At 66.8% G+C, this 24,156-nt stretch carries 15 protein-coding genes; 6 read left to right on the forward strand and 9 right to left on the reverse strand.

Annotated elements, in window-relative coordinates:
* Positions 1-3: 3 nt before the first annotated feature.
* Both HZA32_06305 and HZA32_06310 read right to left on the reverse strand, forming a co-directional pair.
* Positions 4-498: a nuclear transport factor 2 family protein gene (locus HZA32_06305; protein ID MBI5423682.1), complete on the reverse strand. Its 495-nt coding sequence runs from the start codon at positions 496-498 to the stop codon at positions 4-6.
* Positions 499-583: 85 nt separating this feature from the next.
* On the reverse strand, positions 584-1,534 hold the full coding sequence (locus tag HZA32_06310; protein MBI5423683.1) for a YafY family transcriptional regulator: 951 nt from the start codon (positions 1,532-1,534) through the stop codon (positions 584-586).
* A 252-nt stretch (positions 1,535-1,786) separates the two neighbouring features.
* Between HZA32_06310 and HZA32_06315 the strand changes: the two genes are divergently transcribed.
* Both HZA32_06315 and HZA32_06320 read left to right on the forward strand, forming a co-directional pair.
* Entirely contained in the window at positions 1,787-2,368 is a 582-nt protein-coding gene (locus tag HZA32_06315; GenBank protein ID MBI5423684.1) for a thymidine kinase, read from the forward strand.
* 705 nt (positions 2,369-3,073) lie between these two features.
* Positions 3,074-4,177: a hypothetical protein gene (locus tag HZA32_06320; protein ID MBI5423685.1), complete on the forward strand. Its 1,104-nt coding sequence runs from the start codon at positions 3,074-3,076 to the stop codon at positions 4,175-4,177.
* Positions 4,178-4,281: 104 nt separating this feature from the next.
* On the opposite strand, the gene HZA32_06325 is transcribed toward HZA32_06320, so the two are convergent.
* Positions 4,282-5,775, reverse strand: a complete 1,494-nt coding sequence (locus HZA32_06325) for a succinate CoA transferase (GenBank protein ID MBI5423686.1) — start codon at positions 5,773-5,775, stop codon at positions 4,282-4,284.
* Between the two features lie 275 nt (positions 5,776-6,050).
* Between HZA32_06325 and HZA32_06330 the strand changes: the two genes are divergently transcribed.
* From HZA32_06330 to HZA32_06340, 3 genes are all read left to right on the forward strand, one after another.
* Positions 6,051-7,322, forward strand: coding sequence for an acetyl-CoA hydrolase/transferase family protein (locus HZA32_06330; protein ID MBI5423687.1), 1,272 nt, complete (start codon positions 6,051-6,053; stop codon positions 7,320-7,322).
* 170 nt (positions 7,323-7,492) lie between these two features.
* Entirely contained in the window at positions 7,493-8,497 is a 1,005-nt protein-coding gene (locus tag HZA32_06335; protein MBI5423688.1) for a 2-hydroxyacid dehydrogenase, read from the forward strand.
* A gap of 69 nt (positions 8,498-8,566) precedes the next feature.
* Positions 8,567-9,661, forward strand: a complete 1,095-nt coding sequence (locus HZA32_06340; GenBank protein ID MBI5423689.1) for a lactonase family protein — start codon at positions 8,567-8,569, stop codon at positions 9,659-9,661.
* 156 nt (positions 9,662-9,817) lie between these two features.
* On the opposite strand, the gene lnt is transcribed toward HZA32_06340, so the two are convergent.
* The 6 genes from lnt to HZA32_06370 all read right to left on the reverse strand — a co-directional run bounded on the left by lnt (position 9,818) and on the right by HZA32_06370 (position 22,448).
* Positions 9,818-11,482 carry an apolipoprotein N-acyltransferase gene (lnt, locus tag HZA32_06345; GenBank protein MBI5423690.1) on the reverse strand — a complete coding sequence of 555 codons (1,665 nt, stop codon included), beginning with the start codon at positions 11,480-11,482 and terminating at the stop codon, positions 9,818-9,820.
* A 264-nt stretch (positions 11,483-11,746) separates the two neighbouring features.
* Entirely contained in the window at positions 11,747-12,262 is a 516-nt protein-coding gene (locus tag HZA32_06350) for a transposase (protein ID MBI5423691.1), read from the reverse strand.
* Positions 12,263-12,457: 195 nt separating this feature from the next.
* Entirely contained in the window at positions 12,458-15,451 is a 2,994-nt protein-coding gene (gene secA, locus HZA32_06355; GenBank protein MBI5423692.1) for a preprotein translocase subunit SecA, read from the reverse strand.
* 97 nt (positions 15,452-15,548) lie between these two features.
* A complete protein-coding gene (locus HZA32_06360) occupies positions 15,549-16,436 on the reverse strand; it encodes a transglutaminase family protein (protein MBI5423693.1) in 888 nt (295 codons plus the stop codon).
* A gap of 3 nt (positions 16,437-16,439) precedes the next feature.
* The gene (locus HZA32_06365; protein MBI5423694.1) at positions 16,440-18,902 is read right to left on the reverse strand and encodes a circularly permuted type 2 ATP-grasp protein; all 2,463 of its coding nucleotides are present in this window, start codon (positions 18,900-18,902) and stop codon (positions 16,440-16,442) included.
* Positions 18,903-19,031: 129 nt separating this feature from the next.
* Positions 19,032-22,448, reverse strand: a complete 3,417-nt coding sequence (locus tag HZA32_06370; GenBank protein MBI5423695.1) for a transglutaminase family protein — start codon at positions 22,446-22,448, stop codon at positions 19,032-19,034.
* 165 nt (positions 22,449-22,613) lie between these two features.
* On the opposite strand from HZA32_06370, the gene HZA32_06375 reads away from it, so the two are divergent.
* Complete coding sequence (locus HZA32_06375; protein MBI5423696.1) at positions 22,614-24,098, forward strand: circularly permuted type 2 ATP-grasp protein; 1,485 nt, start codon at positions 22,614-22,616, stop codon at positions 24,096-24,098.
* The last annotated feature ends 58 nt before the right edge of the window (positions 24,099-24,156 follow it).

Genomic DNA, 24,156 nt, shown 5'->3' on the forward strand with positions numbered 1-24,156 from the left:
AGGTCAGGCGCTGGGCTTCGGCTCCGGCGGCAACGGCAGCGACGCCTGGCCGAAGACGTATTTCCACCCGGCCGGAGTCCGCACGTAGGTGTCGCTGAACCAGACTTTGAAATCGAAAGCTTGGCCCTTCGCCGTGCCCTTGCACCACAACAGCGCGGTCACCACGGCGGTGTTGCCCCAGACGCGCACCTTCTGGGTGCCCGGCTCCTCGTCCTGCTTTTCGTAGACGCGTTCCTTGGTCCGCGCCGCCACGATGTGGTCTTCGCGGGTGAAGACGCGACCGCGACCGGTGATCAGCACCATGTCGTCGGCAAGCATGTGAGCGATCGTGTCGGCGTCGTTGTTCTTCACCGCGAGTTGAAATGCCGTGTCGAGCGCCGCGACGGCGGCCGCATCTTCGTCGACCGACGCGGAGACGGCGGGCACGACGGCGAGAAACGCACCGGCGGCAAGGAGGCTGAGCAAGGGGGACGAACGGAGGACGTGGCGAGGAATCATGCCTCACTCTACCAAGACCCACTGACAACCCTATGTCAGGAACGTCGACCTGCGCTCCTACCGGACGAGTCCCCGTCCGGCGGGATCAACGGTGCCGCTGCACGATGCGCTCCGCCTCGGCGCGCACCAGCTCGCGCAACTGCGGCGGCTCCAGCGCCTCCGCACTCGTGCCGAACGACAACAGCCAGCGCGCCATCCATTCGAGCGAGACCGTGAACATCGAAAATTCCGCACCACCATCGCGCTGCTTTTCCTCCACGAGCGTCGCGTAGCTCTCGCGGCGCGCCTTCTCCTGCGCGAACTTCGCGAACCACACCCGCGCGGGAATCATGTCCGCCGTCGCCCCGCCGTAGGTGCGCATGTGTTCCGCAAGATTGAAGTCCGGCCGCGGCTCGAAACGGTCGCTCCGCAACTCGAGGCGCTTGATGCGATCGATGCGGAAATGCCGGAGGTCCGTCCGCAACCGGCACCACGCCACGAGATACCACGAGCCGCCGTAGAACACGACGCCGAGCGGCTCGACGTCCCGTTGCGTCTCGTCGCGAGCGTTGCCGCGATACGTCATGCGCAGCACGCGCCGTTGCACGACGCCCTGTTGCACGGGCAGCAGCATCGGCTGCGTCGCCGGATCCTGGTTCGGCCCGAAGCCGCGTCCCACCACCAGCGTGCCGCGCACGAGTTTGTCCACGTGGTCCTGCGACTCGCGCGGCAACACGGCCCGCAGTTTGTCGAGCGCCGTCGTCATCGGCACATGCAACGAGGGATCGGTGAACTGTTTCACGAGCTCGCCGCCGACGAAAAGCGACGAGGCCTCCTCCCCCGTGAACATCACCGGCGGCAAGTGGTAGCCCTTCATCAGCGTGTAGCCGACGCCCGCCTCACCAGCGATCGGCACGCCCGCCTCGCTCAACGCGGAGATGTCGCGGTAAACCGTTCGCTCCGTGACCTCGAAATGCTCCGCCAGTTCGCACGCGCGCACGACGCGCCGCCCTTGCAGGTAGAGCACCATGGCGACGAGGCGATCGGTCCGGTTCATGTCCGGGTCAACTTGCCGCGACCGATGCGCCCCGGCCAGAACTTTCCCGCGCGCCCTGCCGCTGCCCCGGCGGCGCCAGCCGACGAACTCCATTTTTGCGTAATACGCAAAATCGCGCGCCTGGCATCCTCCGAGCCAATTTGCCGTAATACGGCAAATTGGCTCGGGACGACTGGAGGGAAACGTGGCGCTGCGCGGAGCGCCGCTTTACGCAATTGCGCGCGGGCGGCGTCGCGCGTTGGATCGCCGCGCATGTCGAAGGTCTATTTCTACTATTCGGCGATGAACGCCGGCAAATCCACCGTCCTGCTCCAGTCGAGCTACAACTACCGCGAGCGCGGCATGCACACGCTGCTCTTTATCCCCGCGATCGACACGCGCGCGGGCGCGGGCCGCATCCAGTCGCGCATCGGCCTTTCCGCCGACGCGATGGCGCTGCAGCCGGATGAAAACATCTTCACCCACGTCAAGGGCGCGCACGCCGCGCAACCCGTTGCCTGCGTGCTGATCGACGAGGCGCAATTCCTGACGCGCCCGCAGGTCGAACAGCTCACCGACGTTTCCGATCGGCTCGGCATTCCCGTGCTCTGCTACGGCCTGCGCACGGATTTCCAGGGGCAACTGTTTCCCGGCAGCGCCGCGCTGCTCGCGCTGGCCGACAATCTCAGCGAGCTGAAAACCATCTGCCACTGCGGCCGCAAAGCCACGATGAACCTCCGCGTCGGCCCCGACGGCCGCGCCGTGAGGGAAGGCGCGCAGGTCGAGATCGGCGGCAACGAGCGCTACGTCGCGATGTGCCGGCGCCATTACAAGGACGCGCTGGCGCAGGCCTGATTCCCGGCTTAGCCCCGGGCCGTTCGGCCTCAACCGGCGCTTGGCGGACCGAGATTCGCCGGCTGCGGAAAACGAAAATGCGCGCCGATCAGGCGGGTGTCGCCCCGCGGGCGCGACGCGCATCGTGTTGACCCTGTTCGGCTCCGGCAATTTTCCCGGCCGGAATCGCCGGCTCGCCGCCTCTGGCGGGACCGACGACCTGAGGATCGCCGCCTTCAATCAAGCCCTTTCCGAACCGATACGGGAAGAGGTCCCTCACCTTTCCTTATTCTTCCCATGAGAAAACTCACCATCCCGCAGCGAATTCTAGCCGGCTTCGCCATTCTGCTGGTCGCCGCGGCCGGTGGCGGCGTGTTCGCTTACCTGCGTCTGCTCGAAGTCCGCGACGTCACCACCGTCGTCACGCGCGACGCCTTGCCGACGATCGACCTGCTCCGCCAGATCCAGAACAACGTCCAATCCAACGTCACCAACACCTACCAGCACGCCATCACGGACAATAGCGACCAAAAGCGCTTCACAGAAATCGAAGCCGAGATGAAGCGCGGCAGCGCCGCGATCACCGAGTGTTACCAGAAACTCGAAACGCTCCTCACCAGCCCCGAGGACAAGGCGTCCCTGCAGAAGATTCTCGCCGCCCGCGGCCGCTACACCTCCACCCGCGGTGAGCTCCTCAAGAAGAGCCGCGAACTCAACGGCGACCAAATGGGCCGCCTGCTCGATGAGCAACTCGTGCCGCGCCGCGACGAGTATCTCGACGCCATCGACGAACTCATGCTGCGCAAATCCGCCCTCGGTCAGGAGGCCAGCGTCACCGTCGACAACACCGTCCGCAGCTCGACCCGCCTCATCGCCATCGGCGTCTTCACCGCCATCATCGCGGGCGGATTGATCTCGTGGTGGATCATCCGCCTGACCTCCCGTGCACTGCGCGAAATCGCCGCGCAACTCGCCAGCGGTTCCGCCCAAGTCGCCACCGCTGCCACCCAGGTCAGCAGCTCCGCCCAGAACCTCGCCTCCGGCTCCAGCGAACAGGCCGCCTCTATCGAAGAGACCAGCGCCTCGCTCGAGGAGATTTCCTCGATGACCAAGCGCAACGCCGAGTCCGCCGCCCAAGCCAAGCAGCTCGCCAACGGCACGCGCCACGCCGCCGAGACCGGCGCCACCGACGTCACCGCCATGACCGACGCCATGGGCGCGATCAAGGTCTCCTCGGACAACATCGCCAAGATCATCAAGACGATCGACGAGATCGCTTTCCAGACCAACATCCTCGCGCTGAACGCCGCGGTCGAAGCCGCGCGCGCGGGCGAGGCCGGTGCCGGCTTCGCCGTCGTCGCCGAGGAGGTCCGCAACCTCGCGCAGCGCTCCGCCACCGCCGCCAAGGAGACCGCCGAGAAGATCGAAGACGCCATCTCCAAGAGCGCGCACGGCGCCGGCATCTCCGAGCGCTTGGCCAAGTCGCTCGATGAGATCGTCGGCAAGGCGCGCAAGGTCGACGACCTCGTCGCCGAGATCGCGCAGGCCTCGCAGGAGCAGTCCCAAGGCATCGGTCAGGTGCTGAACGCCGTCACCGAGATGGACAAGGTCACCCAGTCGAACGCCGCCAGCGCCGAGGAGTCCGCCGCCGCCGCCGAGGAACTCAACGCCCAGGCGCAACTGCTCGACGAGGCCGTGGCCCAGCTCGAAATCCTCGTCGAAGGCGAACGCCACACCGCCGCCGCCGCGCACGAATCCGCGGCCGCCTCCGTCGCCGCCACCCGTCGCTCCGTCGCAAAGCCGGCGCGCGAACTGGCCGCGACGCACTGAGCATCTCTTCCCTGCCGCTCGCCGCCGTCGGCTCGGCGCGGGCCATAAAAAGCGCGAGCGCCGTCGCCGGTCGCTCGCGTTGCATTGGAAAAGTCAGCGGCGCGTCAGTTCGTCCACTTCACCTGCCGCATGTCGCCTTGCTCGAGATAGGCGAGGTGCATCTTGAACGCGTTCTGCAGCGTCTGCGGCACGTGGCCCTTGGCCGAGATGCGCAGATACTCGCGCAGCGAGTCGCGATACTCGGGATGCACGCACTTCTCGATCATGAGCGAGGCGCGTTCGCCGGGCGACTTGCCGCGCAGGTCGGCGACGCCGTGCTCGGTCACCACGATCTGCACCGAGTGCTCGCTGTGGTCGAGGTGGGTGACGAGCGGCACGATCGTGCTGATCGAACCCTTCTTCGCCACCGACGGACAGGTGTAGATCGAGATTTGCGCGTTGCGCGTGAAGTCGCCCGAGCCACCGATGCCGTTCATCAGGTCGCGGCCCATCACGTGCGTGCTGTTCACGTTGCCGAAGAGGTCGACCTCGATCGCGGTGTTGATCGTGATCAAGCCGAGGCGGCGGACGATTTCCGGGCTGTTGGTGATTTCCTGCGGACGCAGCACAACACGCGACCGGAAGAACTCGAGGTCGCCGTAGAACTGCTGCAGCTGCTGCGGGCTCACCGTCAGCGAGCAACCGCTGGCGAAGGTGCACTTGCCGCTCTTGAGCAGGTTGATGACGGAGTCCTGGATGACTTCCGTATACATCATGAACGGCGGAATGCCGGGATTGGCACCGAGCGCGCCGATGACGGCGTTCGCGATGTTGCCCACGCCCGATTGCAGCGGGAGGAACGACGACGGCAGGCGGCCGACCTTGATCTCGCCCGCGAGGAATTGCGCGACGTTTTCGCCGATCTTGTTCGTCACCGCGTCCGGCGCATCGAAGCCGCCGGACTCGTCCGGCGTGTTCGTAAGCACGACGCCCGCGATCTTCTTCGGGTTGACCTTGATGAAGCTCGCGCCGACGCGATCGGTGGGCGCGTAGATCGGGATGGCGCGGCGGAACGGCGGATCGGCCGGCTCGAACAGATCGTGGAAGCCCATCAGGTCGCCAGGATGATAGGCGTTCAGCTCGATGATGATTTTGTCCGCGAGACGCGCGAAGGTGTTCGCGCAACCGACTGACGTCGTCAGCACGATCTCGCCCTGCGCGGTGACATGGCTCGCCTCGAGGATGGCCCAGTTCATCTTGCCGAACACGCCGCTGCGCACGGCCGGCTGCACCGCGGAAAGGTGCAGGTCGAAGAACTGCGTGCGACCTTCGTTGATCGATTTGCGAAGAATCGGGTCGGACTGATACGGCGTGCGCCACGCGATCGCCTCCGCCTCGGCGAGTGCGCCGTCGAGCGACTTGCCGGTCGAGGCGCCGGTGATGACGCCGAGCTTGAACGGCCGGCCGGCCGCGTGCTCAGCCTTCGCGCGCGCCGCGATGGCGAGAGGCACGACCTTGCATGCGCCGGCGGCCGTGAAGCCGCCGAAGCCGATCGTGTCCTTGTCCTGCACCAGAGCCGCAGCTTCCTGCGGCGAGAGCGTGGGGAACGGATAGTTCATGAGAAATCTTGTGAGTGAAAAATGCGCCAATACGGCGAGTTTTACCATGTCAGGTTTGCGCACCAGCCGCTGTGCAACACTTGGCGCGCCGCACGCGATTCTTGCGACTGACGCTGAATTTCCGCCCTTCCTTCAACCAGTCCCGAACGGACAGGACAAAATCCGGCAAAAGCTCCCCACGGGACGCGCAGGGTGTCCCGTTGCCGGGCCTATGACAAAACCGCTACGCTCGCCGGCAAATGAAAAACCCCCGCCCCGACTACCGCACCCAGGCGATGTCCGCCGAAGACGTGGTTAAACTCATTCCCAGCGGCGCCCGCTGCTTCCTCCACGGCGGCGCCGCAACGCCCACCGCGCTCGTCGATGCGCTGGCCGCGCGCACCGATCTCGAAGGCGTGCGCGTCTACCACGTGCACACGGAAGGCCGCCTCGCCATCGTGGACAAGGCCTGCGAAGGCCGCATCCGCTCCGTGTCGCTGTTCAGCGGCGCCGCGACGCGCCCCGTCATCGCCGAGGGCCGCGCGGATTTCATGCCGGTTTTTCTCTCGGACATTCCGTCGTTTTTCCGCAGCCGCCAGATCCCGCTCGACGTCGCCATCCTGCAACTCTCCCCGCCCGACGCGCACGGCTGGTGCACGCTCGGCACCTCGGTCGACGTGGCGCTCGCCGCCTTCGAAAGCGCGAAGATCGTCATCGCCGAGATCAACGAGCAGATGCCCCGCACCCGCGGCGAGTCGTTCGTGCCCTTCTCGCGCGTCAACGCCTTCATCGCCACCAACCGCTCGATGCACCAACATCCGCCCGAGCCGGAGAGCCCGATCGAAGGCCGCATCGGCGAGATCATCGCCGAACTCGTCGAGGACGGCTCGACGCTCCAAATGGGCATCGGCGCCATCCCCGATGCCGTGCTCACGCGCCTCCACCACAAGCGCGACCTCGGCATCCACACCGAGATGTTCTCCGACCGCCTCGTGCCGCTCGTCGAGTCCGGCGCGGTGACGAACAAGTTCAAAGCCGTTTTCCCCGGCCGCATCGTCACCGCCTTCTGCGTCGGCACGCAGAAGACCTTCGACTTCGTCCACGACAACCCGTTCGTGACGTTCTCCGGCTCCGATCGCACCAACGACACCGCCGCCATCCGCAAGAACCCCAAAGTCGTCGCGATCAACTCCGCCATCGAGATCGATCTCACCGGCCAAGTCTGCGCCGACTCGATGGGCCACGCGATCTACTCGGGCATCGGCGGCCAGATGGATTTCATTCGCGGCGCCGCGCTCTCGCCCGGCGGCAAGCCCATCATCGCGCTCCCCTCCACGGCGAAAAACGGCACCATCTCGCGCATCACGGCCGAACTGAAACCCGGCGCCGGCGTCGTCACCACCCGCGGCCACGTTCACTGGGTCGTCACCGAATACGGCGCGGTCAACCTCTGGGGCAAAACCCTCCGCGAGCGCGCCAACGCCCTGATTTCGATCGCGCACCCGGACTTCCGCACCGAACTCCGCCGCCGCGCGAACGGCCTGCGGCACTTCAACTTCTCCGAGTAACCTCCCTTCCGAGGTGGTCGCCGCCGTCCCGGCGGTGACAATGGGCATTCCGCCACCGTGGCGCCGCCGAGGACAACGGCGCCCACCTGCGCAATGCGCCCCCGCAATGCGTGCGCGGTTGCACCCCGCAGCCGAATCGCTTCCCTCGTGCGCGCCTCCTCTTCCACGCCATGCCTCTCACCGTCGCCTTCTTCGACACCAAATCCTACGATCGCGAGTATTTCGCCCAAGCGACTGACGCCGGCGAAATCGAGCTGCGTTTCCTCGAGCATCGGCTCACCGAAAGCACCGCCAGCACCGCGCAAGGCGCCAACGCCGTCTGCTGCTTCGTCAACGACCGCCTCGATCGCGCACTGCTCACGCACCTGAAGAATTTCGGCGTGCGCCACGTCGCGCTCCGCTGCGCCGGCTTCAATAACGTCGACCTCGCCGCCGCCAAGGAACTCGGCCTCGCCGTCACGCGCGTGCCCGCCTACTCGCCTCACGCCGTTGCCGAACACACGATCGCGCTCCTGCTCACGCTGAACCGCAAAATCCACCGGGCCCACAATCGCGTGCGCGAACAGAATTTCTCCCTCGCCGGCCTCGTCGGCTTCGACCTTCACGGCAAGACCGCGGGCGTGGTCGGCACCGGCAAGATCGGCCGCATCGTCGCAGAAATCCTGCGCGGCTTCGGGATGCGCGTGCTCGCCTGCGATCCCTTCCCCGACGCCGTCTGGGCCGCGCAGCATCGCGTGAGTTACGTGTCGAAGGTCGAACTCTTCGCCCAAAGCGACGTCATCTCGCTCCACTCGCCCCTCACGCCGGAGACGCATCACCTCGTCAACGAGCCCACGCTCGCCGCCATGAAGCGCGGCGCGTTCATCGTGAACACCAGCCGCGGCAAGCTCATCGACACCGCCGCGCTGATCGACGGTCTCAAATCCGGCCGCGTCGGCGGCGTGGCCCTCGACGTCTACGAGGAAGAGGAAGGCGTCTTCTTCGAGGACCACTCCGACCGCGTGCTCGCCGACGACGAACTCGCGCGTCTGCTCACCTTCCCCAACGTCCTCATCACCGCGCACCAAGCCTTCCTCACCCGAGAAGCGTTGGGCGAAATCGCCCGCGTCACCGTGGAAAACCTCCGCCGCGGTGCGAGCCACGTTCCGTTTCTCGACGGCACGCAGCTCGCCTGAATTCCCGCGCGCGTCACCGACCCCTCGCGCGCTTGCCAGCCACCGCGCCGCCGGGTTCGCTCGGTCCGCATGTCCACCACCGCGCCGCTCGCCGCCTTGCTCATCTTTGTCGGAACCTACACGCCCAAGGACGGTGCCAGTCGCGGCATCTACGCCGTGCGTCTCGACCAGGCGACCGGCGCGCTGTCGTCGCCCGAACTCGCGGCCGAGACGCCGAACCCGACCTTCCTCGCCTGGCATCCGTCGCACCGCGCGCTCTACGCACTCGGCGTCGGCCCCGACGCCACCGGCCAGACCACGGGCGGCGCCGCCGCTTTCACCTACGACGCGGCGACGCAAAAACTCGCACCGCTCAACGCCCGCGGCGCCGGCAGCTCGCTCATGGCTCACGTCGCCGTAGACGCCACCGGCCGCCTGCTCGTTACGGCGAGCTACCACGGCGGCTTCCTCGCCACCTTCCCGATCGGTGACGACCTGAAACTCGCCGACCGCACCAGCCTGCTCCCGGCGACCGGCACGCTGGGGCCGAACCGCGCGCGGCAGGACAAGCCGCACCCGCACTCCGTCACCTTCTCGCCCGACAACCGCTTCGCCTACGTCTGCGATCTGGGCCTCGACCGGATCTTCGCCTACGCCGTCGATCCCGCGCGCGCCACGCTCACACCCGCCGGCGAATTCGCGACCGCTTCCGGCGCCGGGCCGCGCCACAGCAAAATCTCGAGCGACGGCCGATTCCTCTACGCGATCAACGAACTCGGCAGCAGCGTAAGCGTCTTCGCGCGCGACCTCGCCAACGGCGCACTGCGGCCCGTGCAATCGCTTTCCACGCTGCCCGCCGGCTGGAGCGGCGAGAGCATCTGCGCCGAGATCCGCCTGCACCCGAACGGCCGCTTCGTCTACGGCTCGAACCGCGGCCACGACAGCCTCGCCGTCTTCGCGCGCGACCCGGAGCACGGCACGCTCACCCTGCTGCAAATCCTCCCCTGCGGCGGCAAGCACCCGCGCAATTTCAACCTCTCGCCCGACGGCCGCTGGCTCGTCTGCGCTAACCGCGACAGCGACAACCTCGTGAGCTTCGCCGTGGACGCCGACACCGGCCGCCTCACGCCGACCGGCCACACCGCCACCGTTCCGCAGGCCGTCTGCGTGCTCTTCGCACCCTGACCCAGTCTCGGCCGCCCCACCGCCTCGGTCACCTAATAGGTTACCCATTTTCTCTCACTCCGAGGGAGAACAAGCGGCGCCCCACGAGTCCGAGTAACCTAATAGGTTACTCGGATTGATCGGTGGACGGTGCGGGAACTTACCGCCCCTGCGAACTCAGAACACCGTCTCGCCGAGTTTCGGCGTGGGCGGGCGGAGCGTGAGCAGCAGGTAATACGCGACCGTAGCGAATACCGCGGCGACGACGAGAAACCAGTCGCCGTGCTCCGTGTAGAAGCTCGGGCGGCTCACCCAGCGCGGATCGCGCGTGACGCTCACCGTCTCCGCGCCGCGGAAATAGACGCTGCCGTTCTCGTCGCGGAGATTCGCGCGGATGTTGCCAAACTCGTCGATCCAACCCGACCAGCCGGCGTTGCCGACGCGGATCAGCGGACGGCGATTTTCGACGGCGCGCAGCACCGAGTGCGTCGCGTGCTGGTAAGCCGCGCCGCCCTCGCCGAACCACCCGTTGTTCGTCACCACCGCGAGCACCTCGGCGCCCTCGCGCACGCTCTGGCGCGCGAGACTCGGAAAAATATCCTCGTAGCAAATCAGCAGACCGAGCCGCGTGACGTTGCGACCCGTCGCGAGCGCGAGCGGCCGCGCCTCCTCGCCGTGCGAGAAATCGCCCGGCCCGAGCGGCACGAACTTCGTCAGCCAGCCGAGCACGGAGCGGAACGGCACGAATTCCCCGAACGGCACGAGCTTCCGCTTCGCATAGCCCGGCTCCTGCAACCCCGTGATCGGATCGACCACGAACGCGCCATTGAACCATTCCTCGCTCTCGCCGCTGCCCTGCGTGTAGACGCTGCCGAGCACGATCGGTTTGCCGGTGCGCTTCGAGACATACTCGATCCATTGCTGCACGGATGGATCGCGATGCACCGGCCACGGCACCACCGCCTCGGGCCAGAAGATCGCATCGGGCGCGCCACGCTCGTTGGCGTCGGTCGTCACCTTCTCGATCGTCTTCAACACCTCGCGCGCCTGCTGCGGGTCCCATTTCTCGCCCTGCGGGATGTTCGGCTGCACGAGCGCGACGCGCGCGAGCTTTTGCCGTTGCTGCCCCATCAACTCGGCGAGGAACGGGAACGACGAAAGCACCAGCAGCATGAGCGCCGCCATGAATTCCGGGCTGCGCTTCCGCAGGCCCGTCGCGCCCTCGAAAAAGATCCGGTGCGCATACGCTGCGACACCGCAGCTGAAGACCACGAGAATGAACGAAACGACCCACGCGCCGCCGTAGGAAGCGGCCTGCAGCACGAGCGGACGCTGCCATTGCGACGCCGCGAGCGGAAGCCACGGAAAACCGCCGAACAACCAGCCGCGCAGCGCCTCGTTCATCACCCACAAACTCGCGAGCCCGCCGACGCCGATCAGGCGGACCATCACGCGATGTCCGCGCAGTCTCGGCACGAACCACCACGCGGCGAGATACCACAGCGTCGCGAGCGCGCCGATGAACGGTCCGAGCAGGAACGGAGCGAGCCAGTAGGCGTTGCCGAGCCACGACAGCAGCCACGTCCACGCGACGACGTTGGCCGCGAGCAGCGTGAGCGCGTAGGGCTTGAAGCGCGGCGTGCGATACGCCCAGAGCAGCGCCGGCGCGGCGAGCACGTAGCCCGCTTCGCCGACGCCCACGGGCGGAAACGCCACGTAGGTCAGCACGACCGTGAGCGCGAAAACCCACATCCCCCAGCCGAGGTGCGGGTGCTCCTGCCAGAAGGTAGGCTTCGGGTCGTAGGGATCGGCGAGGGCAGATGTCGCGGGCGATTGCGTCATGTAGGAGTCTGTTTACAGGCGACAAAACGGGGTCGCTTGCAAGCAAGCTCCTGCAGGGGAAACAGGTGACTGTCGCGTGACGCAGGAGCCCGTTTACAGACGACTGGAACACTGCACTGCACTTGCCGTGCTCGGGTCGCTTGCGAGCAAGCTCCTACAAGAAAAGGCATCGCTGCGAACATGTAGGAGCCTGCTGGCAGGCGACCGGTGCATTTCGCGCGTGGCAGGCGTCGCGCGGCCACGAGGTCGCCTGTAAACAGGCTCCTACATGAGCCACTCGGGGGCTGGTAGATTGCGGTCGAGTTCGTGCTGGAACCACATCCAGTCCTCCTCGCCGCAACGGAAATGCGGCCAAGTTTCCTCCGCGCGCGACAGGCCAGCACGATAGGGATTCAGGTAGATGTAGAGAAGGATCAGCAACCGCTCGTCATCGGGCCGCAGACGTCGGTCGAAAAATCCTCGCTGCCACTCGCAACCTGCCGCGCGCAGCGCAGCCGTGGTTTCCGCTTTCAAGCGCTGCACGGCGCGGGCAAGCGGCAAGCGTTCACCGAGCCGAATCAACAGGTGAACATGATCGGGCATAACGGTCGAACAACGGACGTGCCAAGTGCCGTCAGCGGACATCGCACCCAACTCGGCGGCCAGCGCAGCGGTCGGCGGCGGCGCGAGCAGGCCGGTGCGGTGCCCAGTCGTCGTGAGCGTCAGGAAATACTCGCTTCCAGCCTGACTTACGCGACCGCGACGCAAGGCCGCGTGCCCTTTGCGAGGATTGAAGGTCATTCAAGCGGCCCGGCCGAAGCGAAGCTCTCAGGTCGCTTGCAAGCAAGCTCCTACATCGGTTTCCGGCGCCGCAGCGTGCATGTAGGAGCCTGCTCGCAGGCGACCCGAACGCAGCAAACGCAGCACACCCGTTTGGTCGCCTGCGAGCAGGCTCCTACATTTTCCAAACAGCGCGGCGCGGAAGCCGCCACGGCGTCAGGCGCCGTGGCAGTTCTTGAATTTCTTGCCGGAGCCGCAGGGGCACGGGTCGTTGCGGCCGACCTTCGGCGCCTCGCGGCGGATCGTGATCGCGGGGAGCTTGATCTCCTGCTCGGCCGCGGGCGCGGCGGGCGCTTCGGTCGCGCCGGACGTGGTCACGGTGGTCTGCGTGGCAGCGGCGAGCGCGGTGGGCGCGGCGGCCGGGCCCTGCATGCGCGCGGAGCGGGCGAGAATGGCGAAAAGGTTTTCGAACGCCTCGCGGTTCGTGGCCGAACGGAAGAGCGACGTGCAAATTTGCAGGCGCACGTTGTTCATCAGCTCCTCGAAGAAGCGGAACGCCTCGCTCTTGTATTCGGAGAGCGGGTCCTTCTGGCCGTAGCTGCGCAGGCCGATGGAACGGCGGAGTTCTTCCATCTCGGTCAGATGCTCCTGCCAGTGGTGATCGATGGCGTTGATGACCACGTAGCGCTCGAGGCCGCCGAGCGACTCGGGATCCTCGACGGATTCCTTCAGCGCGTAGGCCTGGCGGATGCGTTCGACGAGCTTCTTGAGCAGCACCTCGGCGTCGCGCTCGGGCTCGAGCTCGGCAACCTTGGCGCTGATCGGGAAATGCGAATTCAGCCAGCCGACGAGGCTCTCGATGTTCGCGGAAGTCGGGCCGCCCTTTTCGCCGAAGCCGGCGGTCTCGAGGCGCGAGGCCAACTCCTCCTCGATCATCTCGAAGATCACGTCCTTGGCGCGCTCGGCGTGGAGGGCGCCGTTGCGGATGCCGTAGATGACTTCGCGCTGCTTGTTGAGCACGTCGTCGTATTGGAGCAGGCGCTTGCGGATGGAGAAGTTTTGCTGCTCGACCTTCTTCTGCGCGGACTCGATGGAGCGGTTGAGCCACGGGTGCTCGAGCTCTTCGCCCTCCTGCATGGAGCCTTCCATGATCTTCGAGGCGAGATTGCCCTGAAGGAAGAGGCGCATCAGGTCGTCTTCGAGCGAGAGGAAGAACTTCGTCATGCCCGGATCGCCCTGACGCGAGCAACGGCCGCGCAACTGACGGTCGATGCGGCGCGACTCATGGCGCTCAGTGCCGACGACGAAGAGGCCGCCGAGTTCGCGGACGCCTTCGCCGAGTTTGATGTCGGTGCCGCGGCCCGCCATGTTGGTGGCGATGGTGACGGAGCCGCGCTGGCCGGCGCGGGAGACGATTTCGGCTTCCTGTTGGTGGAACTTGGCGTTCAGCACCGTGTGGATGACGCCGGCGCGCTTGAGCATGCGCGAGAGGACTTCGGATTGCTCGACGGTGACGGTGCCGACAAGCACGGGCTGGCCGCGCGTGCTGGCTTCCTGGATCGTCTTCACGACCGCGTTGTATTTGTCGCGGCGGGTTTTGAAGATGGAGTCGTTCTTGTCGACGCGGATGCAGGGCTTGTTCGTCGGGATCTGCGTGACGGCGAGCTTGTAGATCTCGTGGAACTCGGTCGCCTCGGTCTCGGCGGTGCCGGTCATGCCCGCGAGCTTCTCATACATGCGGAAGTAGTTCTGGATCGTGACCGTCGCGTAGGTGCGCGTCTCGCGCTCGATGGTCACGCCTTCCTTCGCCTCGACGGCTTGGTGCAAGCCGTCCGACCAGCGGCGGCCCGGCATGACGCGGCCGGTGTTCTCGTCGACGATGAGGACCTTGCCGTCCTGGATGACGTATTCGACGTCGCGCTCGTAGAGCGAGTAGGCGCGGAGCAGTTGCGAGATCGCGTGGATGTCCTCGGAAACGACTTCGTAACGCGACTGGAGCTCGCGCTTGGCGGCCTCCTTTTCCTCGGGCGTCTTGGTGGCGTCCTTTTCGAAGTCGCTGAAATGCGTCGCGAGGTCAGGCAGCACGAACGCATCCGGATCGTCCGGACGGAGCTTCAGGCGGCCGAGTTCGGTGAGGTCGGCCTGGTGGTTCTTCTCGTCGATGACGTAGAGGAGCTCTTCCTTGAGCTTGTAGAGTTCCTCCTTCTGGAAGTCCGAGTGCATCTCGACGTCGGTTTTGTCGAGGAGCTTGCGCCACTCCGGGTTCTCCATGAGGCGCAGCAGCTGCTTGTTCTTCGGCATGCCGAGCTTCACCTGGAGCATCTTCATCGCCGCGGCCTGCTTGTCGTCAGGCGTGGCGTCCTTCTTCTCGAGCAGGTCGGTGGCTTCCTTGACGAAGCGGTTGACCATGCGGAGCTGGTCGTTGACGAGCGAGGCGACCGGCGGCTTGAGGCGTGTGAAGGGTTGCTCGCGCTCAATGGGCGCCGGGCCGGAGATGATCAGCGGCGTGCGCGCCTCGTCGACGAGGATCGAGTCGATTTCGTCCACGATGCAATACCAGTGGTCGCGCTGGACCTGGTCCTCCTTGCGCGTGGCCATGCCGTTATCGCGGAGGTAATCGAAGCCGAACTCCGACGCCGTGCCGTAGGTGATGTCGCGCTGATACATCTCGCGCCGCAGGTCGGACGGCATCTGTTGCTGGATGCAGCCGACGGTGAGACCGAGGAACTGGTAGAGATGGCCCATCCACTCGGAGTCGCGGCGGGCGAGGTAGTCGTTGACCGTGACGAGCTGGGAGTTCTTGCCGACGAGGGCGTTGAGGTAGAGCGGGAGCGTGGCGACGAGGGTTTTGCCTTCGCCGGTGGCCATTTCCGCGATGCGGCCTTCGTGCAGCGTGATGCCGCCGATGAGCTGGACGTCGAAATGCACCATGTCCCACGTCAACTCGTGGTCGCACACGATGACCTTCTGGCCGCAGAGGCGACGCGCGGCACTCTTCACGGCGGCGAAGGCCTCGGGCAGGATCTGGTCGAGCGTCTCGCCGTTCTTCAGGCGGTTGCGGAACTCGTCGGTCTTGGCGCGGAGCTGCTCGTCGCTCAGCGACTGGTAGCTCTTTTCAATCTCGTTGATGCGCGCGACGATCGGGCGGCACTTCTCGACGTATTTGCGATGGTGACGGCCGGCGAAACTTTTGAAGAGGAAATCGAACATGAAAGGCGAAAACGATTAGTCCCGCCTCGCGGGTTGGCAAATGACAAATCATCGCCCCGCCGCGCGCAACTTGTTGCGCCTCAGGGCAAGTCCACGCTCACCCGCCCGCCGGCTCCGGCTCGACCGTCACGCCCACGCGCGGCGGCGGCGGAGCGGCGCCGGTGAACACGCCGCGCGTCGGACTCACGTCGCCGTAATCGCGGCCGCGCGCCACGACGATATGGCCCGCGCCGACGAAGCACGAATTCGTCGGATCGTAGTCGACCCACCCGAAGTCCGGCACGAACACCGAAACCCACGCGTGCATCGCGTCCGCCCCGCGCAGGCGTGGTTTGCCCGGCGGCGGATTCGTCAGCAAGTAGCCGCTCACGTAGGCCGCTGGCACGCCGTGCTGGCGCACGCAGCTGAGGAACAGGTGCGTGAAGTCCTGGCAAACGCCGCGCTTCGTCGCGAGCACGTCGGCGAGCGGCGTGCTCACGTCGGTCGCGGTCGCATCAAACGTGAACGTCTCCGCGAAACGCCGGCCGAGCCGCTCGATCCACTCCATCAACGGCAGTTCCGGCGGGCCGAGATCGGCCGCGAGTTCCGCCGCCGCCGGCAAAAACGGCACGTGCGCCGTCGCGTGCCGGTATTGCTCGAGCGCGAAACCCGCGCCGGCCACCAGCGCGTCGGTGCGCGCCCGCGCCTGTGCGATCGGCGGCGTCAGGCCTGCGAGCGGGAGCGCTGGCTCGTCGCGCCGCACGACGCTGCGGCACGTGATCGCGAGCGCGAGATGCGGCTCGCGCACGGAGAAAAAATGCCGGCGATTGCCGAAAAAATCGTCGCGGTGCGTCAGGTCCGGCGCGCCGGGCTCGATTTGCAGCTGGAAGTCGAGGCACTCCTGCGCGGGCTCGGCGCGCGGGTGCAGTTGCAGCATCTGCCACGCGGCGCCAGCGGTTGCGGCGTGCGTGTAAACGGTTTCGTGCGTGACGCGGTAGGTGGGCATCGTTCAACGCAGCGCGGTGTGCGCGAAATAGATTTCGGCGAGCCGCTCGCTGAGCGTCCCGAGGCTGGATTGCAGCTCCGCGGCAACGGCGGACGCGCGCGCGGGATCGGCCGCAAGGCCGTTCGCCTCGGCGAGCCGCACCGCGCTCTGCAGGCGGAACGCGAGCGCGCGCAACGCATCGACCGCGCGCGGTGCGAAGTCCGCGGGCAGCTCGCGCAGGTGCTCGTAGATGCGCTCGGCTTGGAAGCGGAAGCTGCGCGGGTTCGCCTCGGAGAGCAGCAGCCAGTCGAGCGCGCCGCTGGTGTCGAGCTGGCCGTGGTAGGCGCTGCGGTAGGTGAAAAGCGAGTCGGCGAGGTGGAGCGCGCTCTGCAGGCGAAACTCGGTCGTGGGCGCGCCGACCGACGGGAAGAGCAGCACGCGGACGAGTTGCAGCGTTTGCTGGCCGCGTTCGACGCGCCGGCCGAGATCGAGGAAGCGCCACGCGGTGTCACGCGGCATCGCCTCGTTCGAGAGACTCTCGGCGGCGGAAAGTTGCTGGCGCAACGCGGCGCACGCGGCGGCGTCGGTCGAGACGCGGCGCTGCCGGAGCTGACGGAGCAGCTGCCAGCCTTCGTGCGGCAGGTGCGCCTTCAGTTGTTCGAGCAAGCGCACGAGATTGCCGAGATTCGCCGCGAGGCCGCCGAGGTGCGCGGAATTGGCGCCGGCCTCCTTCAGCTGCGCGGCTTGGGCCGCGAGCGGGACGTCGTCCGTCCACGGCACATCCAGCGCCCACGCGAGCAGGCGCAGGGCGTCGGCCGGCACGGAGGAATCGAGGTGCGCGATCTCGTCGTGCAGCAGCGCGTCGATTTTCTCGAACTTGCGCGCGAGCTGGCTGCAGCGCTCGAGGTAGCGGCCAAGCCAGAAGAGATCGTTCGCGCGGCGGCTGGGCGTCGCGGCGGGATTGCGCAGGCTGTCGGCCGGCCGCGATGTGACGAAGGCCGGCAGCGGCGTCGGCGCGCCGTCGTGCAGCACCCAGGTGTCCTTGCTCACGCTGCCTTGCTGGAGCGAGACGATCATGTCCTCGCCGCGCGGGTTGCAGCGGGTGAGTCCGCCGGGCAACACGACGTAGTCGCCGTCGTGCCACGTGACGAACAGACGGAGCAAAAACGGCATCGGGCGCAGGCGGCCTTCGTGCCAGCCGGGGGTCGTGCCGTGAAAGACGCGTTCCTGCGCGCACCAAGCGGTGGGCTCAGCGCGGATATGCTCCGCGAGCGCGGCGCGGCCGGCCTTGCCCATCCACGCGCCGTAGCGCGGCGGCGCAGAGTCGCGCGTGCGAAACGTGGGCTTCACGACGAGATCGTCGAGGTGCTCCAACACGTAGTCGCGCGCGCCGGGTTGCCCGCACCACCACGTCGCGACGTTGGGCAACAGCATTTCCTCGCCGAGAATCTGCCGGCAAAGCGGACGCAGGAACGCGAGCACGCCCGGCGACTCCAGCGCGCGCGCGCCGGGGAGATTCGCGAGTCCGACGCCACCGGCGTGCGCCGCCTGCAACAAGCCGGGCACGCCGAGCAGCGAGTGCGCGTCGAGTTCGAGCGGATCACAGAACTCGGAGTCGAGGCGGCGCAGCACGACATCGGCGCGCTTCAAGCCGCCGACCGTGCGCAGAAAAACGCGACCGTCGCGCGTGGTGAGGTCTTCGCCTTCGACGAGCGTGTAGCCGAGGTAGCGCGCGAGATAGGCTTGCTCGTGGTAGGTTTCGTTCGCCGGGCCGGGCGAGAGCAGGACGACGCGCGGCTCCGCCTGCTTTTCGGGCGCGAGCGACTCGAGCGAGGCGCGGTAGTCCTTGAAGAACTGAAACAGGCGGTGCACCGGCGCGCGGTGGAAAACCTCGGGCAAACCCTGGCGCGTGATGATGCGATTCTGCAGCGAGTAGCCGAGGCCGGATGGCGCATCGAGGCGGTCATCGATCACCCACCAGCGTCCGTCGGGCGAGCGCGCGAGGTCGACGGCGTAAGAGTGGAGAAACACGCCGCCGCGCGCGCCGAGTCCCGCGCACGCGCGGAGGAAATGCGGGTTGGCCATCGCGAGCGCCGCCGGCAGCCGGCCTTCGCGCAACACGCGCTGTTCGCCGTAGAGATCAAGCAGCAGCTCGTTGAACAGATGCGCGCGCTGCCGCAGTCCGCGCGTGAGCGCCGCCCAATCACCCGGTTCGAGGATGAGCGGCATGGCGTCGAGCGGCCACGTCTGCGCGCCGGCGCGCTCGCCGCGATAGACGTTCATGCTCACGTCCTGTTCGATGATGGCGCGGTGACACGCAGCGTCGGCCGCCGCGAGCGCCTTGGCCGGGTCCGGTCCGAGCAGGTCGAAAAACTGCGCCCAACCGGGACGCAAATTGCCGGCGGCGTCCACGCACTCGTCGTAGCGTTGCCCCTTGGCGGCGTAGCCAAGCGGAGCGGGACGGGCGGACTTGGCGGACGTGGGCATCGAGGCGGGAAGAATCCCGTTGGAGTGCGGCCGGCGCAAGCGGCGAGTGGTGCGTGGTAGGGCGCGACCGCCGGGCGCGCCGCGTGAGCGGCATCACGTTCTCGGCGGGCCCAGCGGTCCCGCCCTACCTCACGGATCGCGCAGGTCGAGTGTGTGGGGCGATTCGGGTTTGCCGGTAGGCGGGAGCTTCGCTCGGACGCCACCGGGCGTGTGGCCGTGCGCGAAGAAGCGCGCGAGGCGGCGGCTCTCGGCTTCGTAGGAGTTGACGGGGAAGGTCACGTAATTGCGTCCGCCCGGATGCGCCACGTGATACGTGCAACCGCCGAGCGCGCGCGCGTTCCAGGTGTCGACGACGTCGAAGACGAGCGGCGTATGCACGCCGATGGTGGGCTGCAGGCATTGCGGCGGCTGCCACGCGCGATAGCGCACGCCGCCGACGCCCTCGCCGTTCGTGCCGGTCGGATGCAGCGGCACGCGGTGGCCGTTGGCGATGACGACGAAGCGGTCGCCGGCGAGGCCGCGGACCTTGACCTGCAGGCGCTCGAGCGAGCTGTCGACGTAGCGCACCGTGCCGCCGCCACCTGGCTCCTCGCCGAGCACGTGCCACGGTTCGAGCGCGGTGCGGAGTTCGACGTGGAGGTCGCGCACCGCAAAGTCGCCGATGCGCGGGAAACGAAACTCAAAGTGCGGCGCGAACCATTCCGTCTCGAACCCGTAGCCGCTCGCCTGCAAATCGCGCACGACGTCGGCGAAGTCCGTCTGGCAATGGTGCGGCAGCATCCAGCGGTCGTGGATGTCAGTGCCCCAGCGCACGAGGCCGTTGCGGTAGGGCTCGCGCCAGAATTTCGCGACGAGGCCGCGCAAGAGGAGGTGTTGCGCGAGACTCATGCGCGCGTGCGGCGGCATTTCGAAGGCGCGGAGCTCGACGAGGCCGAGGCGGCCGGCCGAGCCGTCGGGCGAGAAGAGTTTGTCGATGCTGAACTCCGCGCGGTGCGTGTTGCCGGTCGCGTCGATCAGGAGATTGCGGAAAAGGCGATCGACGAGCCACGGCGGGCAATGGCCCTGCGCGAGCTGGCGGTCCATTTCGCGGAAGGCGACATCGAGTTCGCGGAGCGAGTCGTGCCGCGCTTCGTCGATGCGCGGAGCCTGCGAGGTCGGACCAATGAAGAGGCTCGAGAACAGCCAGCTGAGCGACGGGTGATTTTGCCAGTAGCTGACGAGCGAGCGCAGCAAATCGGGGCGGCGCAGGATCGGCGAATCGCCGGGCGTCTCGCCGCCAAGGATGATGTGATTGCCGCCGCCCGTGCCGGTGTGCCGGCCGTCGAGCATGAACTTCTCGGTGCCGAGCCGCGTCTGGCGCGCTTCATCGTAGAGCACAGTGGTGCGCTCGACGAGTTCGTCCCACGTTTTGCTCGGGTGAAGGTTCACCTCGATCACGCCGGGGTCGGGCGTGACGGCGAGCTTGTTGAGGCGCGGGTCCTTCGGCGGCGGCTCGCCCTCGATGATCACGGGCACGCCCATCGCGGAAACGGTGGACTCGATGCCGGCGACGAGATCGAGGTAATCCTCGGTCGTGTTCACCGGCGGCATGAAGACGTGGAGCCGGCCGTCGCGCGGCTGCACGCAGAGCGCGGTGCGGATGATCCACGGCGCGCTCTCGCCCGCGGAAGGACGGCGAGTGGGATCGAGGTCCAGCGCGGGCGCGGGCGGTTCGAGACGTTGCGCGCGCTGACCCGAACCTTGGCCGGCGAGCGACGGGGCGTTGCCGCCGAGGAGAAAGCGCTGGCGTGCGAGTTCGCCGGCGGTGACGGACGACGCCGTGGCGTGAGAGCGATAGGGAAATTCCTTCGGCAGCGCGCCCAGCGGGCCGGACGGGTCTTGTTGCCACGACCACGGAAAATCCTTTTCCGCGACCCACGGAATCGAGTCGAGCGGCAGCCGCAGGCCCATCGGCGAATCGCCGGGGAGCAACCACAGCGTGTCGTCGTCGCGCAGGAACCACGCGCCGGACATCCAGCCGGCGCGGCCGTCGACGAGCGTGCGTTTCAGCGGCAGCGCGTAGCCGACGATCGAACCGAGGCCTTCCTGGAAAATGCGCGCGATGCGCTCGCGCTCCTGCTTGTCCTTCAGGTTGGTTTGCTCGGGCGTGACGTTCGACGGCAGGCGGCGCTCTTTCCAAGTGTAGTAAAACGCGTCCTCGTAGCCGGGGATGAGGTGGTCGGGATTGACGCCGAGCGTGCGCGCGAGGCGCGACGCGAGCTCCTTGGCCTCGGGCGCGCCGTGGCCGTAGTTTTTCGATTCGTCGGCGATCAGCGAGTCGTCGCGCCAGATCGGGACGCCGTCCTTGCGCCAATACGCCGCCAGCGCCCAACGCGGCAGCGGCTCGCCGGGATACCATTTGCCCTGGCCGTAGTGGAGCAGCGCGCCGGGCGCGAATTGGCGGCGCAGGCGCTTGATCAGCTCGCCGGAGAGCAGGCGCTTCTTCGGCGAGACGGCAGTGAAGTTCCACTCCGGCCCGTCCGGGTCGTCGAGCGAGATGAACGTCGGCTCGCCGCCCATGGTGAGACGGACGTCTTGCGCGGCGAGGTCGGCGTCGATGGCGTGGCCGAGCGTTTCGATGCGCGACCATTGTGCATCGGTGTAAGGCAGCGTGACGCGCGGCGACTCGTAGATGCGCTGCACGGACATCGCGAAATCGAACTCCGTCTCGCACTCGTCCACGCCGCCGCTGATGGCCGCGGCGCTCGACGGCTCGGGCGAGCATGCGAGCGGAATGTGGCCTTCGCCCGCGAGCAGACCGGAAGTCGGATCGAGGCCGATCCAGCCCGCGCCCGGCAGGTAGACTTCGCACCACGCGTGCAGATCGGTGAAGTCGCGCTCGGTGCCGGACGGGCCGTCGAGGGACTTTTGGTCGGCTTTGAGCTGAATGAGGTAGCCCGACACGAAACGCGCCGCGAGACCGCAGTGCCGGAGCGCATTCACCAGCAGCCAACCGGAATCGCGGCACGAGCCGGAGGCCTTTTCGAGGGTTTCCTCGGGCGTCTGGACGCCCGGCTCGAGACGGATGACGTATTTGAGGTCGCGCCAGAGTCGTTGGTTGAGACTGACGAGAAAATCGATCGTGCGTTGCGAGCTGAGGTCGAGCGAGGCGACCAACGCGGCAAGGCGTGGCGTGAGTTCGCTTTTCCGCAAGTAAGGCGCGAGGTCGGCAGCGACGGCGGGTTCGTAGGCAAAGGGGAATTTCTCGGCCGCGGGCTCGAGGAAAAAATCGAACGGGTTGTAGACCGACATCTCAGCCACGAGGTCGACCTCGACGGCGAACTCCGTGACCTTTTCCGGATAGACGACACGCGCGAGGTAGTTGCTGAAGGCATCCTGCTGCCAATTGAGGAAGTGCCCGGTGGGCGGCGTGAGCTTGAGCGAGTAGCTGAGCACGCGCGTGCGGCAATGCGGCGCGGGGCGCAGGCGGATGACTTGCGGGCCGAGCCCAACGGGGCGGTCGTAACGGTAACTCGTGCGGTGATGGAGGGCGACGTGTATGGCCATGGGGCGGAGCTGGGGCAGACGGCCCCCTCGCCTAGCAACTGCCGGACCAGCGCCGCCGCTGTTTTACCCCGCTTTGCCGAATCCGTCGGGGCCGAAACCGGGCCCTTTTGCCGGCCGGCGAAAAATTTTTCCTCAGTTAGCACGACCTATGCATAGGGGAATTCCATGGTCCACCCCAGTTCGACCGAAAATCCCCCTGTGCCTGCTACCTTGTTCGACGGCTACGACCCCGGCGCTTTCTTCGATGAGATGATCGCGAGCGACGGCCAAGTGCGGCCGCACTACCAGCGTTTCGCGCGGCGCTTCCAAGGCATCGACGCCGACACGTTCAACGCCAAGCGCCGCTCCGTCGACCTCGCGTTCCTGCGGCAGGGCATCACGTTCAACGTCTACGGCGACGCGCAGGGCGCGGAGCGCGTTTTCCCCTTCGACCTCGTGCCGCGCGTCATCCCGGCCGACGAGTGGAAACACCTCGAAGCCGGCCTCGTCCAGCGCATCACCGCGCTGAACCTCTTCCTGCACGATATCTATCACGAGCAACGCATCCTGCGCGACGGCACGATCCCCGCGCACTACGTGCTCTCCGCGAAACATTTTCGCCGCGAGTTCGTGAACACGAAGGTCCCGCGCGACATCTACATCCACATTTGCGGCACCGACCTCATCCGCGACGACAAGGGCCAATACCTCGTCCTCGAGGACAACGCGCGCTGCCCCTCCGGCGTCAGCTACGTCCTCGAAAACCGCCGCGCGCTGAAACGCACTTTCCCCGACATCTACGAGACCTGCGGCGTGCGACCGGTCGACCACTACCCCGCCGAGCTGCTGAAGCTCCTGCGCCACGTCGCACCCGGCGGCGTCGCCGAGCCGACCGTCGTGCTGCTCACGCCCGGCGCCTACAACTCCGCCTACTTCGAGCACACCTACCTCGCGCGCCAGATGGGCATCGAGATCGTCGAAGGCCGCGACCTCATCGTGCGCGACCAACACGTGTTCATGCGCACGACGAAAGGCCTGCGCCCCGTGCACGTGATTTACCGGCGCATCGACGACGACTTCCTCGATCCCACCGTCTTCCGCCGCGACTCCGCCCTCGGCGTGCCAGGCCTCGTCAACGCCTACCGTGCCGGCTCCGTCTCGCTCGCCAACTCCATCGGCACCGGCGTCGCGGACGACAAGGTCATGTATTATTTCGTCCCGCGGATCATCAAATACTACCTCGATCAGGAGCCGCTGCTGCCGAACGTCCCGACCTACCTCGCGAGCGAAGAGTCCGACCGCAAATACATCGTCGAAAACCTCGACAAACTCGTCGTCAAAGCCGCCAACGAAGCCGGCGGCTACGGCATGCTCATGGGCCCGAAAGCCACGCAGGCCGAGCGTGACGAGTTCCGCCAGAAGATCCTCGCCGACCCGCGCAACTACATCGCGCAGCCCATGATTTCCCTCTCGCGCCATCCCACGTGGATCGACGACGAAGGCTTCGGCGGCCGCCACATCGACCTACGGCCGTTCATCCTCTACGGCGAAAAACCCGTCGTCATACCCGGTGGGCTCACCCGCGTCGCGCTGCGCAAAGGCTCGCTCGTCGTCAACTCCTCCCAAGGCGGCGGCTCCAAGGAAACGTGGGTGCTCTACGGTAACGAATGACCGAAGTCCCAAGGACCAAGTAACAAGCTCCAAGACTCCGCTGATGCCCACTACGCCC

It is taken from the genome of Opitutia bacterium (assembly GCA_016217545.1).
Taxonomy (GTDB): Bacteria; Verrucomicrobiota; Verrucomicrobiia; order Opitutales; family Opitutaceae; genus Didemnitutus.